The following is a 14,087-nucleotide window of genomic DNA, read 5'->3' on the forward strand; positions in this document are numbered from 1 at the left end:
AGGAAATCTCTGATTTTCTTCTTTTTTTCTTGCAAAGCTTCTAAAAGAATGTTAACCTATATAAAAATAAGGTTAACAATAGAAAGTGAGTGGTTAACATTCGAAACAAACAGTTAAAACAATTAATTATTAACGCACAATTTGCAGTCATTATCAGCATTATCGCGCAATTTACGATCCCCTTGGGGCTTGTGCCGCTAACGGGCCAAACTTTTGCTATCGGTATTGTAGCAACGATCCTCTCTCCCATTAACAGTACCATTGCAGTTTTAGTTTACTTATTAATGGGAATTATTGGCTTGCCAGTCTTTGCTGGATTTAGCTCTGGCATCAGCATCTTATTTGGGCCAACTGGTGGTTATTTAATCGGGTTTATCTTCAATACATTAGTCACCGGTTTTATTCTGCAAAAAACCCGCTACACCTTACCATGGGCCATAATGGCAAATATTGCTGGGGCTTTGGTGACCCTATTATTCGGGACACTCTGGCTCAAGATAGCAGCTGATATGAGCTGGCTGATTGCGATTAACAGTGGTTTTACAACTTTTATTATTCCAGGAATCATTAAAGCAATTGCGGCCTCATTCGTAGGATTATTTATCCGAAATGCGCTAGTCAAAGCTAGACTCGTAGTAGAGTGATTGAAAAAGCGACGTAGACAAAGATTCTACGTCGCTTCTTATGATTACCAACCGCCAGAGAAGCCTCCGCCTCCGCTGGAACCTCCACCAAATGATGCTCCACCATCGCTGGAACTGCTAGAAGAGTAGCTTGACCAAACCACGGCTTGTTGCATATAGTAACTGCCAATCATCATTTGATCCAAATCAGAGATCGCTTGCTGGCGATAGCCTGATTCGATACTGCGACGTTTTTTCTTGGCTTTAGCTTTGACTTTCATCATTGAAGACTGGCTTAGCAGCTCTTTATCAACTAAATCTTCCTCAGCCAAATTTTTCCCTTCTAAAAGAAAATAAGTCATTAAAGAGATCATCAAGTGCTCATCGACACCATCTTTAAACGTTGCCCTTGTTTCTTGCAAGTAAGCCGTTACGGCTACCCTCACGAGCCCTTTATTACGTTTGATAATCTCGAGAGAACGCTTATGTTGCGCTGTTAATTGAGTCATATATGGTTCAATTAGCTGATAGCCTTCATGGCTGGATAATGGATTTTTAGTCAGTGGTTGTTTGCTAAAAAGCTGATTACTATATTTACTGACCAATTGGCGAATCTGGCCTTCCTCAAGATAAACAGCTACATCATACTTGATCACTTTTCTATTGTTGCACCAATAGGCAATGATGAGATCTTCTATTAAATAGGTCGCCACAATTTTTTTCAAATAGTTGTCATCTTTTGACACCCCGCCACCTTTCGGTTGATGAATTGTTTTGGTCGCAGCGATTTTCGACAATTTATACTCCTTAAATCCTTTTCGGTTAGAACTCATCCCTGAATTTGAGCCGTTGTTTCCACCTTGGTAAACATACACTTGTAAGTGTGGGCTAACATATTGTTCAAAGCGACGTCGCAGCTGTTTTTTACGGAACAGATAGATTAAGATTGCCAAAATAATCACAAATCCCAAACTGGCGAAACCTAATAAAACCATTTTCACGATCTGTTGATTTCGGATTTTTCGATTTTCGATCGCCGCCACCGAAGCGGCATAATTACCATAGCGTTCCTTAACTATTTGTTCAATATTACGAGTGACTCCCATGGCTGCTTGGCGATAGTTTTCATCAGCAAGATAATCTTTGATTTCCTCTGTCACCACATCATCTTTCATACTATCTGTAATGACCGCTTCGACTCCATAGCCTGTTTCTAAGCGAAATTTACGATCTTCAAGTGAAAAAACAAACAAGAAACCATTATCCATATCTTTATTTCCAACACCCAGTTCTTGAAACTTTTTCTCAGCATAATCTTCAATGCTGTTCCCTGCTAAGTTATTAAGAATCACAAGCATATATTGGGGTTGCCCCTCTAATTGCTTAAAGGTGGTTTCATTTAACTCATGAATGTAACGTTTATCATCAGCTGTGAGAATTCCAGCGTGATCTTCTACAAAGATTGTTTCTTGCCCATAAGCAGTGGAACTAATTACCAGTGATAAGCCAAACAAGACCACAAGCCACTGGATAATGCTAGTTAACTTTTTCATTGCGCTCATCTCCTTTTCCTGATCCTCCCATTTAACTCAATGGCTTAATCTTCTAAGTCAACAACTGGCACACTTTCTGCTCTTTTGTCAGCTTCAAAGAACTCTTTTTTATCGAACCCGGCCACGTTGGCAAAGATTGATTTGGGAAATTTTTTTATGGTGACATTGTATTCTTTAACCGCCGTGTTATAACGGTCACGCTCGACTGAAATGCGATTTTCAGTGCCTTCTAATTGCGTCATCAATGTCTTCACATTTTCATTTGATTTCAAATCTGGGTAATTTTCCATGACGACTAGTAATTGTGACAAAGCACCTTCCATCTCAGAATTTGCTGTAGAAACGTCTTTCACAGATTTTGCACCAGCCATTTTTGTTCGAGCATCGGTAATCGCCGTTAATACCTTTTCTTCATGAGCCATACTACCTTTGACGGCATTTACTAAATTGGGTACCAAATCATAACGGCGTTGTAATTTAGACGCCACATTTGCCCATTGTGTTTCAACTTCAGCTTCTTTGCTAACAATACCGTTATAAGATACGACGCTAGCAAAAATCACACCTGCAATCAGTAAGACTGCAACTAATATCCCTGTTGTTTTTTTCGATTTCATTTCCATTTCCTCCTTGTTTTCGCTAAGGTTTAACTGTAACAAATATAACTATATATTTCATTTTCGTTACAATTAGTTTTCTTATTGTGACAAGTATACCTTGAGTTCAAACTAAAAAAAACAGACCAAAGTCTGATTTTTAGCAAAATTTTTTCATGTTTAGATGCATTGCTCTCATTTTCTTTCCCTTAATTCGTCATTACTACTAAAAATCATTACCAAAAAAATCATCACTGTGGGTCGATAACTCCCATTTACTTGCTTTTTTATCCAGGTACTTCCAATATTTAGCAAATAATTTTGGCAACTCAGGTTTCAAGTGCTTTAATGAATGCTCATCCCATTCAGCGTCCATGTTACGATCATAAGTGATTTCATGATATAAGACATTTTGTTCTACCTGAGACAAGGAATACTCCTCTAAATAATTAAAATAAGCATCTTCGGCAGCTACTTGACTATCATTCCGGGTAACCTTTGCCATTAGCACGTCTTGCCCGACATACATGATTTCTTCAAATTTAGCAAGATAATGCTCTGGATGAGATACCACTAGATCAGCTAAATTATCCACATGTTCCAATATTTCAAAATAGTACTCTTCTCCCATCGAAATCAGCCAAGCACGAAAGGTATCGAACGAGTCATCGCTGCACTCACCCTTATTCAAAATAAACGCTCCAGCCCACAACTTTTCTTTATTTGCCAGATCCATGTAGGCATCAAAGTAATTCTCCCAAATCGCCACTTCTTCCAAGGGCAACATCTCTAATTGAAAGGCAAGTTCCTCCAAATAAGATGCCATCGTACGGTCGTAATTTTCGATTGTGTGTTTAATAATTGCCCAAAACTTTTCTTGATTCATCTTTTTGCCCTCCATTCAACCCAAATCAGATAAACTCTTTTTCCGAATGATACTCCGTGCTCACCAAGTGATAGGTTGCAAGAGGATAAACACCCCTGTCCCCAGCGTTTAACTCCTCATCGATCTCTGCCTTACTGACTTAGAACAAAAACACCGATAATAATTAGCATAATAGCGATGAGCTTGTTACGCGTTAAGTGTTCGCGAAAGACAAAAACCGAAATCATCGCTGTCCAGACGTAAGACAGTGAGGTCATGGGGAAAACAACAGAGTATTCAAAAAAAGTTAATAACATAATATTCGTCACTGCACTTAACACATAGAAAAAGAGGCCTAAATAAGCAGTGCCTGAACGCAAGACATTGGCGGCACTTAGATCGGTGATCTGATTCATCGCCTTCTTCAAATAAAGTGCGCCAACACTCCCCGTTAAGGTAGTCATCAATAATAAGATAAAGCCAACAAACCAGTTCATTCCCTCTCACCTTTCTTTCCTTCCGTATTAAGCAAAGCGGCGCCAACGATAATCAATGCTGTGCCGATAAGTTTATTCAAGGTGATGGTTTCGGCAAAAAAAAGAGCGCCAAAAACCATGGACAAAGCAAACCCCACGCTCATCATTGGTTGCAAAATCGAGACTTCACCAAAACGAAAGGAAAGCATCATAAAAACCATCCCTGCCCCTGAGATCAACAATCCTAACAATAAAATTAAGAAACCTTTGAGACTTTGCATATCCCCAATTTTCCACAACACCTGACTGAAACTGTTTAATACAGCAGCCAGACAAATTAGCAAGATGGCCCTTGTCCAATTTTTCTTTTTTGACTCTGCCATGTCAACTCTCCTTTCTCTGATTCCTTCTATATTAATAGTAACACAAGACTTGTTTATCTGTATAGAAAGCCACCGAAAATATTGAGATATGTTATAATAAAAGCAAACATTTATATCACGATTGGAGGTCTTAGATGAAATTAATCCTTGTTATTTTAGTGCTAGTTGCCTTCATTATTAGTGGAATCCTATTCTTTATTGCCAACTTCTTATTTAAGGGTGTCTTAGACCGAGAAAACAACTGGTTTAAGGATGTCGCTCACGGCCAAGTTAACAGCGATCTTGATGCTGATCACGGAACTGAACTACAAGAGCGTGAAGCAACTCTATTAGCGATTGGCGAAAGTTACTGGCATCAAGGAGAAAAAGTTCACATCACTTCCTTTGATGGATTAAAACTTGAGGGGCGACTGATTAAAGCTCAAAAACCAACTGATAAATGGGTAATCTGCTTTCATGGTTACCGGACAAATGGCAAAACTGATAATGGTTATATTGCTAGTCACCTAACAACTCAAGGCTATCATTGCCTAATTGTCGACCAACGTGCTCATGGTAATAGTCAAGGTCGTTATTTGACGATGGGTTGGTTGGAACGACATGATGTCTTGAGCTGGACTGACTTCTTAGTCACTCAAAAAGCTCCGGAAGACATCATTTGGTTTGGCGACTCAATGGGTGCCGCCACTGTGTTGATGGCCAGCGGTGAATCAGTTCCCGACGTCGTTCACGGTATTATCGCCGATTGTGGGTATAGCTCACTTCCCGATCTTTTTCACTATTTGTTAACCTCTGCCTTTAAGGTACCATCATGGATACCGATTTTGCCTTTTTTTAATGTCATTGTCAAAAGAAAATTAGGATTCAGCATTTACGAGGCGTCAGCTTATGAACAATTAAAACACAATTTCTTACCGATTTTATTTATTCACGGTGAAGCTGATACCTTCGTGCCCCTCTCCATGTCTCAGAAAAATATGAGTGCCACTCAAGGTGAGAAAGAGCTCCTCATCGTAAAGGATGCGCCTCATTTTTCCGCTGTTCTGTTCGATCCTGCTGTCTATTTTCAAACAATCGATCACTTTTTACACAAAATAACCAATTAGGCTCAATTTTACTAGCCATTAACAACATAAAAAGGCTCTGGAATAACATTCCAGAGCCACTTTTTATGTTTTCTTCTCAAATTTACTGTGACAACTTGGGCAAGTTATCATAATTTTACCTCGATTGCGTGGAACTCTGATGTGTTGCTTACAATTGGTACAACTGAAATAACGATACTCTTTGCGATGCTTAAACTGGTTGAGACGAAGCGTCAATGGTTTTTTAGTTTTCGTCCACCAAGCCACATATTTTTGGTTTTCGTTACTCCGAACATAGATTTTTTTGGATAATAAGCGGTAATAAGCAATGACCATACCGATCAAAACCACGGTGCTAATAATGGTACTTCTAAAAAAGAGATTGACCACCATTAAAGCAAAGGCGACATATAACAAGTGCTTGCTTAAGGTATCAAATCGACCATAACGCCCGCGCATAAATTGCATTAATTTCAATTGCCATTTTTGTTGACTGTTTCCCATACGATCCCCTACTTTACATTCAGTACTTTAATTGTAACGGTCTTTCCCCTAAGAATCAAACAACAAAAGGCGAATAAAGTATGACTTTTTTATGGCTTACTCTTCCAACTTAATATTATTGCCTTTAGATCAAACACCCTCTCAAAATTCATTCTTCAATTTAACTCCCTTGACTAGCAAACTATTGCGCCGAATGACTGAACTTTTTGCTATACTGATAGTAAGGCCAGCCCCTTAGGTCAACTGTCAATATTTTACAATTAATCCATTCGTTTTTATGATATCCTATCACAATCACGGTGTATTTCTAGGAGGAGATTTATGTTAGTAGAACGTCATTTATACGTAGATAATGAATTAGAAATAGAGCATTGCAAGTTTATCAATCTCCCACAATCATTTCCCAGTCATTGTCATGATTATTATGTCCTAGGGATGATTATTAAGGGAAAACGCCAACTGACTTGCCACCAACAGGTATCCGAGTTGGTGCCAGGTGATTTGTTTGTCTTAAACCCTTACGATCCACATGCCTGCGCTCAGATTGGCCCGATCCCATTAGATTATCAGTGCCTCCATATTTCTAAAGAACGCATGAAAGCACTAACTGGAACTGACATCATCTTCACTGAGAATGTGGTTCAATCCCTAGAGGCTAAAAAGTATTTAACTTTATTGTGTGACGCTATTTTAAATCAAGAAAACAAATCAATCAAAGAAGAATTAGTCTATTTACTTCTCAATGAACTCCCGACAATGGCTCTTCGAGAAACATTGCCTTTGTCCCATGCCCAAAAAAAGACGGTCCAAAGGGCTTCCAGTTATATCAACAGCCATTACCAGAACAAGATAACGCTTGACGATTTAGCCAAAGAAACAACTCAAAACAAATTCACACTTATTCGCCACTTTCTTAAAGCAACTGGCTTAACTCCTTATCAATACCTTGAGACCATTCGAGTCACAAAAGCCAAAGAACTACTAAAAAAACAAAACAATCTCTTAGATATCAGCTTTCATTTAGGTTATGTTGACCAAAGTCACTTTACCAATTCCTTTAAAAAGATTACTGGCTTGACACCTAAAACCTATCAAAAAACCCATGATTATCACACTTAACGTTGAAAGGAGTAGTATTCTATGAAAGAATCGACTAAAAACAACACCACACTGGGCCATGTTGCTGCCCTTATCACCATATTTCTCTGGGGGACTACCTTTATCTCTACCAAATTTTTACTTGAATACATCAGTCCCTTGGAAATTTTAGTTTTTCGTTTTATCCTCGGCTGGTTAGTCCTACTGATTATGGCACCAAAACTTCTTAAAACGGCCAACTGGAAAGAAGAACTCCTCTTTGTTGGGGCTGGTCTATCTGGGGTAACCTTATACTTCCTATTGGAAAATATTGCCTTAACCTATACCTTGGCCTCAAATGTTGGGGTAATTGTAGCAATATCCCCTTTCTTTACCGCCTTACTGGCTTCCATATTCTTAAAGGAAGAAACCTTACGTTTAAGTTATTTTATCGGTTTCCTGATCTCTTTAGTTGGCATTTGCATCCTGAGTTTTGGCAGTGGAGATATCAGCTTTAGTTCATTGGGAGATATTTTGGCCATTTTGGCTTCTGTTTGCTGGGGCTTTTATTCTATTCTAACAAAAAAAATCAGTAACTTAGGTTACGCCAATATCTTAACAACTCGACGAATTTTTACCTATGGCATTCTCTTTATGGTAGTTGCAATGCCTTTCTTAGGCTTCAATCCGGTATTGACCCAATATGCTCACCCTGTCGTCTGGTCTAACTTGCTCTTTCTAGGCATCGGAGCTTCCGCTTTTTGTTTTGTTTCTTGGAATTATGCTGTTAAAGTTGTTGGAGCCGTTAAAACCAGCGTCTATATTTACTTGGTACCAGTGGTAACCGTGACGTTTTCCGTTTTAATCTTACATGAACCTTTAACTTGGCAAATGGTAATTGGGATCATCCTGGCGATTATTGGCTTGCTTATATCTGAACGAAAATAAACAGCCGTGAGAAAAAATCTCATGGCTGTTTTTTTTAGATCTCAGGCATCGTCGCTAGTAGATACACTTCGGCTTCTTTGCTCCAAATCCCATCCGTCTTCTCCAAAATCACGCCTAACTCATTCGAAAGCAAACTGGCTGACGCCAGCTGAGTCAATGGAAATGACTTATGAGTGTAAACCAACTTTTTCCCGCCGCCGATTTCTGGCTGGTGTAAGGTTGTATCAGCCACATCGTTCAACCCTAAAATATGCGTCACAACGTTTGCTACGCTGACTTTACCAGATTCGATCAATTCAACCGCTTTCCGCATATCAGCTGTATTGCCACCAGATGTGCCAACATAGTGGGTAAAAGCATAGTGAATATCATAAAAATTGACTTCCGCTGAAAACTGTTTATCTTGAGGTCCAGCAAAAAAGTTTAAGCAACCGTCCGCATTAAGTAACTTGGAGGCATCTGACACGACCTCGGCTACTGGCACAAAAACAAAGATATCATCAAATCCTGGGACGATTTCTTTTAAAGCGGCTACTTGGTCCTTCGTATCGTCAACATTTACATAAATGACTTCAATTCCATTTTTACTGCTATATAAAGCTGCTGCTCGAGCAATTTTTTCCTCATTACGATCTGTCACCACAATCCGTTTCGGCGTGATTGGACCATTTAGGGCGTAGTCGATTGCCAGTAACCCCATGGGACCCGTTCCTCCCATAATCAACAAATCCCCACCTGACTTAATTCCCATCTGATGATCGTAAGATCCTTCTATCAGATGGTAATTTGCCTCAAAGGCACCAATGACGCAGGAAAGTGGTTCGATTAGCGACCCTTCAAAATAAGTGTCGCCATTATAAGCTAAGAGACAATCCTGATTCATGACATCTTCTGACAAAATGATGTAAGTAGCATCTCCTCCTGTATAAGGGTAGGAGTACCCTGGACAATCAGGTCGATCAGCTAATTGTAAGTTCGCTTGTACGACATACTTCTGTCCCTTTTGATACTTACCTTGCCACTGACTGCCAACTTCAAGTAGTTCACCACAAAATTCATGACCAACTATAACAGGATTCTCGGCTAAGTCTGCTGGTGCTTTTTTATGGTTTGCCCCTTGATTCGCTAGTTTCCAGGTAGACATGCACAGACTATCTGTGACTACTGATGCTAAGATCTCATTTTCTTTAATTGGCGGCAATTCAAACTCTTCTAAGCGTAAATCCTTTTCACCATATAATCGTACCGCTTTTGTTAACATACCATCGTCTCCCTCAATCTCTATTTTCTATATCAGAATTCCCAAACCATATCCGATAATTCCCACTGCAAACAAGATAAATATTAGAACAATCGGACTGACCTTCTTTTTAAGCAAACGCATCATTAACAGGGTTAAACCCAATGCTAACAAGCCTGGAACTAAATCATCCAATATATTTTGCACAGTCGTCACAACTGTTTGACCATCAGCCCCTGGTGTTTCCGACACCACAATTGGAACCGTAATGGTGGTCCACTTTGTCACTAAGACACCCATAATAAATAAACCTAGAATACTTGCTCCTTCTGTTAATTTTTGTAGCAAATTTCCAGAGAGATCTTTGACAATGTCCAGCCCTTTTTTCAACCCATAGGTCAAGCCAAACCATTTCATCGCCAGACGCGCTGCATTAAAAACAAAGAAAAACACAAGTGGTCCCAACACACTTCCATTTAAGGCCAGAGAGGCACCAATAGCAGCGGCAATCGGTCTCAAAGTCCCCCAGACTAACGGATCACCAACACCAGCCAGCGGTCCCATCAAACCAACTTTTAAACTATTGATCGTCCCGTCATCAATATCAGCTCCATTGGCTTTGGCTTCTTCCATGGCAATCGTCACCCCAATTACTGGCCCAACAACGGCCGGTGTAGTATTAAAAAAAGTTAGGTGACGCTTTAGGGCCTCTGCTTGTTCTTCTTTGGTGTGATACACTCGTTTAATCGTTGGAATCATGTCCACACAAAAGGCCAAGGCATGGATCCGTTCATAATTAAAGGAAGCTTGTTGAAAATTGGAAAATAGAAAGGTTGTCACTAAGTCTTTACGAGTCAAGCTTGTCACTCTTTGTTCATTTATAACCTGTTCACTCATCGTATTTCCTCCTAGTCTTCTAACTCGTCATCTGCCACAGCAACGATTGCACCGGATGAACTTTGTGTTCGTTGATTCGCTTCCTTGTGGTTAAAATTGGGATTTAATTGTACGTAAATCAAGGCAATAATTAACCCCACAACACCAAAGGACAATAAACTGAAATCTAAATAGCCACCAAGAATAAAACCTAGGAAGAAAAATGGCATTAAGTATTTAACACTCATCATGTTCAAGACCATGGCATAACCGACAACGACAATAAATCCGCCTGCGACAGCTAACCCGCCAGTTACCACATCTGGAATCATATCCAACATTTTATTAACCATTTCTGCATTGACAAACATGGCAACAACCGTTGATGGAATGGCCACTCTCATGGCTTGAACAAGCAGAGCACTAAAGTGCAGCGCAATGATTTTATTAAAATTTGCTTGTTCTGCTTCTTTATCTGCCGCATGTTGAAATGCAACTGTGATTGTTCGAGCAATCACAGTTAGCACTTGCCCAGCTGCCGCGACAGGTAAGGCAATTGCAATCCCCGCTTGAATATCCTGCTTGCCTACTACGACTAAAATTGTGGCAATAATACTGGCTAAAGCCGAATCAGGTGATTGGGCCGCCCCAATGTTCATCCAACCTAAGGCAATTAATTCCAGTGTTCCACCTAAAATAATCCCCGTCGTGATGTCTCCCAATATCAAGCCAACAACTGTACAGGCGATCAGTGGACGATGGGTTTGAAACTCATCCAAAACACTGCCCATCCCAGCAATACATGAAAACAGAAAAATGAGTACTATTTGAACCGTTGATACATCCATGATAATCCCTCCTCTTTAATTACGATGACTGCGCTTCTTTTAGCTTCGCTTCAAAATCCACTTTTGGATCACTGGCAACCACTCGGTAATCTAATTCAACTTTCAGCGCTTTCAATTCTCTGAAGGCCGCTATGTCAACTTGACTGACCGAAACTGCCTTGGTGATTTGCGTCCTACCAGTCTTAAACTGCATCCCCCCGATGTTAATCGTAGTTAGCGGAACGCCTCCTTTGACCAATGCCAACACTTCTGAAGGATTGGTAAACAAATAAAAGACGGTTTCAGCTTGATACTTAGGGTTATGAAATACTTTGATCGCCTTTTCGACATTAACAACATTGACTTTAATCCCCGGGGGCGCTGCCTGTTTGACTAATGTTTTTCGGATATCATCTTGGCAGACTTCCTCGCTCACCACGATGATCCGTTCTGCTCCCGCTTCTTTCGCCCAAACGGTTGACACTTGTCCGTGAATCAACCGGTCGTCGATTCTAGCTAACTTAATTTTCATCTTAAAACTCCTCCTCAAGCTCAATTTGTTGTTCTCTAAATGACCGACAAGCCTCACTGGACGCCAGCTTCATAATGGAAGCCAAGTCAGCAGCTGTCGTAGCATTACGGCTGACGCCTTCTAACAGCATCGGCAAAGACATCCCAGATAAGACTTCGATCTGTCGCTCAGGTTCTTCCATGGCCACTTTACAGCCAGCATTATATGGCGTTCCACAAAATAAATCTGTTAAGATCAACAACTGACCTTCTTGCTGATCGCATATCTCCTTTATTTTAAGTGATAAACTATCCAGTCCGTCTTCTTTAGAAAACGCAACAGCTGATACCATTGGCAGTTGACCATAGATCATTTCACCAGAGGCTTTTGTTTCAATGGCTAATTTTCCGTGAGCAACTAAAATCATATGAGTCATCTCTTTTCCTCCTTTCTCAATAAATCTTTAGATCAGCCCATTCAATTGTGACCCTGATAGGCAACGTGACTTGCCTACCCTCTTGTCTTACCGCCTGCCACATTTAAAGTGACGCCGCTTACATAACTAGCTCGATCAGACATAAAATAGGCCACCACATCTGCGACTTCTACTAACTTGCCACTTCTTCCCAAAGGAATTGTCCCTGTCTGGCTGTAACCTTGGCGTAATTCCTCTACTGTTTTATCGCGGGTATAGGCTAAAGCCGTTTCATACTCGATCGTTCTTAACCCTGTTTCTTCCATAATTCCTGGTGCGATTCCGACCACTCTAACCCCTTGTTTGCCTAGCTCTTTTGACCAAGATCGAGTGAAGCTATTGACAGCGGCTTTAGTTGCCGCATAACAACTTTGACCCTCAGATCCCTCCAAGCCACTTTCAGATGACATATTGATGATCACACCTGTTCCTTGCGACACCATGACCCGTCCACATAATTGGCTCATCAGGAAAACCCCTTTTTGATTCACATCGATCATTTTGTCAAAAATTCGATCATTCAATTCGTAATCACTATTGCCTTGCTTGTCCGTTAAAAGTGCTGGAATATTAATGCCTGCGTTATTAACCAAACAATCCAATTTACCGTATCGTTTAATGACCTCATTGACCGTCTGCTCAACAGATTGACGATCTGCTACATTAGTTTCTAAGAAAATAAGATTCTCATCGATAAAACTCCCTTCACTTAAGTCTGCATTCACCACTTTCACACCCAATTGACACAATTCCTTGACAACCGCTTGACCGATTCCTGATGACCCACCTGTGACAATTGCGATTTTACCTTTTAAATTTAACCATTCCATCTTGACCACTCCTTAACTTTTGTGATTTCTACTTAACATTTGTGATAACTGTATAATATACTGGTTTCTATTTAATGTCAATCCTTTTTCACGTTTTTTAAAAATAAATCACATTTGTGCGAAAAAAAATCGTTAACTTATCACGTTAACGATTTCTCTTTATTAATTAAGCAACGCCAGAATAGCTTTAGCGGTTTCTTCTGTCGTAACGAGTGTTGTCAAATAGCCGCCATTTAAAGCGCCTAAAATCCCTCGGGCTTTTTCAGTGGACTCCGCTATGCCAATACGAATTTTAGCATTTTTCAATTGAGCTAACTCAATGCCGATTATTTTTTGATCTAATTGACTGCTAACAGGTTGGCCTTGATTGTCATAAAAACGAGACACCACATACCCTGCGACTTCTTTTTCGGCCAGTTCGTCTAAAAAATTTTTCCCATAAAAAGCTTGCCAGATCTCTCGTTTGCTGAGATGCGGACTGCCAATCCCATAGATGGCAATGTCTAATTTATTCCACAAAGCCAATAATTCCTGATTAAAGCCATTCTCCATCAGCGCTTCTTTCAACTCAATCGTCTCAGGGATGGCTGGCGCATCGATCATTAACGCACGGCCTTCAATCTTTTTAGCCGCTACATAGGCGATGGTATTCACATGGTATTCACTTGATAACTTGCCAGAAGGTCCGCCAATCATTGGCAGACAAGTGATGTTGTCAGTGTGCATGGGCTTCAGTTCTTCAACCATCGCTGCCATCGATTGTCCCCAAGAAAAGCCAATGTTCATCGAATTCGTCACAACACTTCCTAGATAATCAGCAGCGGCTTTGCCAATTAACTTCTCTTTATTTTCCCGACTCACATCATTCCCAACTGGCACGATAATGGCCTTTTTTAAAGAAAAAAGTGTTTCTAAATTCTTTTCCAGTGAGTAAGTCCCTGCCAAATCATAATTGATGCTGATGTTAACAATGCCTTCTTCCCTAGAACGTTTCAGTAATCGGCTGATGGTTGTGCGGTGAATATTTAAAGCCTTAGCAATTTCACTTTGATTTTTATCTTCTTGATAGTACATCTCAGCAATTCTAACGAGTAACTTATCTTCGTCCATTCCTTATTCCTCCATCTCTCAATAGTCAAAATATAGCATAAACGAGTCTTTAATTCAATTGTTAAGTAGTGGTCACAAATGTGAAAAAAAGTGAAGGTGACCACTAAG

General features: G+C 40.1%; 17 protein-coding genes. 4 read left to right on the forward strand and 13 right to left on the reverse strand.

Annotated elements, in window-relative coordinates:
- Nucleotides 1-98: 98 nt before the first annotated feature.
- Nucleotides 99-644 (forward strand): biotin transporter BioY, encoded by a 546-nt coding sequence (locus I6N95_RS06620; RefSeq protein ID WP_209526117.1) that lies wholly within the window; start codon nucleotides 99-101, stop codon nucleotides 642-644.
- A 44-nt stretch (nucleotides 645-688) separates the two neighbouring features.
- Here the strand turns inward: I6N95_RS06620 and I6N95_RS06625 are convergent, their stop codons facing one another.
- The 5 genes from I6N95_RS06625 to I6N95_RS06645 form a co-directional block, all read right to left on the reverse strand.
- Nucleotides 689-2,176: a TPM domain-containing protein gene (locus tag I6N95_RS06625; protein ID WP_209525906.1), complete on the reverse strand. Its 1,488-nt coding sequence runs from the start codon at nucleotides 2,174-2,176 to the stop codon at nucleotides 689-691.
- A 44-nt stretch (nucleotides 2,177-2,220) separates the two neighbouring features.
- The gene (locus I6N95_RS06630) at nucleotides 2,221-2,793 is read right to left on the reverse strand and encodes a LemA family protein (RefSeq protein ID WP_209525908.1); all 573 of its coding nucleotides are present in this window, start codon (nucleotides 2,791-2,793) and stop codon (nucleotides 2,221-2,223) included.
- 205 nt (nucleotides 2,794-2,998) lie between these two features.
- Nucleotides 2,999-3,658 (reverse strand): DUF4240 domain-containing protein, encoded by a 660-nt coding sequence (locus tag I6N95_RS06635; RefSeq protein ID WP_209525910.1) that lies wholly within the window; start codon nucleotides 3,656-3,658, stop codon nucleotides 2,999-3,001.
- A 131-nt stretch (nucleotides 3,659-3,789) separates the two neighbouring features.
- The gene (locus I6N95_RS06640; RefSeq protein ID WP_209525912.1) at nucleotides 3,790-4,134 is read right to left on the reverse strand and encodes an EamA family transporter; all 345 of its coding nucleotides are present in this window, start codon (nucleotides 4,132-4,134) and stop codon (nucleotides 3,790-3,792) included.
- Complete coding sequence (locus tag I6N95_RS06645; RefSeq protein ID WP_209525915.1) at nucleotides 4,131-4,496, reverse strand: EamA family transporter; 366 nt, start codon at nucleotides 4,494-4,496, stop codon at nucleotides 4,131-4,133. The genes I6N95_RS06640 and I6N95_RS06645 overlap by 4 nt, the downstream gene beginning before the upstream one ends.
- A 134-nt stretch (nucleotides 4,497-4,630) precedes the next feature.
- On the opposite strand from I6N95_RS06645, the gene I6N95_RS06650 reads away from it, so the two are divergent.
- Nucleotides 4,631-5,602, forward strand: a complete 972-nt coding sequence (locus I6N95_RS06650) for an alpha/beta hydrolase (RefSeq protein WP_209525917.1) — start codon at nucleotides 4,631-4,633, stop codon at nucleotides 5,600-5,602.
- Nucleotides 5,603-5,665: 63 nt separating this feature from the next.
- On the opposite strand, the gene I6N95_RS06655 is transcribed toward I6N95_RS06650, so the two are convergent.
- Nucleotides 5,666-6,085 carry a hypothetical protein gene (locus I6N95_RS06655; RefSeq protein WP_209525919.1) on the reverse strand — a complete coding sequence of 140 codons (420 nt, stop codon included), beginning with the start codon at nucleotides 6,083-6,085 and terminating at the stop codon, nucleotides 5,666-5,668.
- A gap of 321 nt (nucleotides 6,086-6,406) precedes the next feature.
- Between I6N95_RS06655 and I6N95_RS06660 the strand changes: the two genes are divergently transcribed.
- Together I6N95_RS06660 and I6N95_RS06665 are read left to right on the forward strand one after the other, a co-directional pair.
- Nucleotides 6,407-7,204, forward strand: coding sequence for an AraC family transcriptional regulator (locus I6N95_RS06660; protein ID WP_209525922.1), 798 nt, complete (start codon nucleotides 6,407-6,409; stop codon nucleotides 7,202-7,204).
- 21 nt (nucleotides 7,205-7,225) lie between these two features.
- Nucleotides 7,226-8,110 (forward strand): DMT family transporter, encoded by an 885-nt coding sequence (locus tag I6N95_RS06665; RefSeq protein WP_209525924.1) that lies wholly within the window; start codon nucleotides 7,226-7,228, stop codon nucleotides 8,108-8,110.
- Between the two features lie 34 nt (nucleotides 8,111-8,144).
- Here I6N95_RS06665 and I6N95_RS06670 read toward each other — a convergent pair whose 3' ends face one another.
- From I6N95_RS06670 to I6N95_RS06700, 7 genes are all read right to left on the reverse strand, one after another.
- Nucleotides 8,145-9,371, reverse strand: a complete 1,227-nt coding sequence (locus I6N95_RS06670) for a zinc-binding dehydrogenase (protein ID WP_209525926.1) — start codon at nucleotides 9,369-9,371, stop codon at nucleotides 8,145-8,147.
- A 27-nt stretch (nucleotides 9,372-9,398) separates the two neighbouring features.
- Nucleotides 9,399-10,247 carry a PTS system mannose/fructose/sorbose family transporter subunit IID gene (locus tag I6N95_RS06675; protein ID WP_209525928.1) on the reverse strand — a complete coding sequence of 283 codons (849 nt, stop codon included), beginning with the start codon at nucleotides 10,245-10,247 and terminating at the stop codon, nucleotides 9,399-9,401.
- Nucleotides 10,248-10,258: 11 nt separating this feature from the next.
- The gene (locus tag I6N95_RS06680) at nucleotides 10,259-11,074 is read right to left on the reverse strand and encodes a PTS mannose/fructose/sorbose transporter subunit IIC (RefSeq protein WP_209525930.1); all 816 of its coding nucleotides are present in this window, start codon (nucleotides 11,072-11,074) and stop codon (nucleotides 10,259-10,261) included.
- A gap of 19 nt (nucleotides 11,075-11,093) precedes the next feature.
- Complete coding sequence (locus tag I6N95_RS06685) at nucleotides 11,094-11,585, reverse strand: PTS sugar transporter subunit IIB (RefSeq protein WP_209525932.1); 492 nt, start codon at nucleotides 11,583-11,585, stop codon at nucleotides 11,094-11,096.
- A 1-nt stretch (nucleotide 11,586) separates the two neighbouring features.
- Complete coding sequence (locus I6N95_RS06690; protein ID WP_209525934.1) at nucleotides 11,587-12,000, reverse strand: PTS sugar transporter subunit IIA; 414 nt, start codon at nucleotides 11,998-12,000, stop codon at nucleotides 11,587-11,589.
- Between the two features lie 74 nt (nucleotides 12,001-12,074).
- On the reverse strand, nucleotides 12,075-12,869 hold the full coding sequence (locus I6N95_RS06695; RefSeq protein ID WP_209525936.1) for an SDR family oxidoreductase: 795 nt from the start codon (nucleotides 12,867-12,869) through the stop codon (nucleotides 12,075-12,077).
- A 162-nt stretch (nucleotides 12,870-13,031) separates the two neighbouring features.
- Nucleotides 13,032-13,979, reverse strand: a complete 948-nt coding sequence (locus I6N95_RS06700; protein WP_245249280.1) for a sugar-binding transcriptional regulator — start codon at nucleotides 13,977-13,979, stop codon at nucleotides 13,032-13,034.
- Nucleotides 13,980-14,087: the final 108 nt, after the last annotated feature.

The sequence above is a fragment of the Vagococcus allomyrinae genome, assembly GCF_017829975.1.
Lineage (GTDB): Bacteria > Bacillota > Bacilli > Lactobacillales > Vagococcaceae > Vagococcus_D > Vagococcus_D allomyrinae.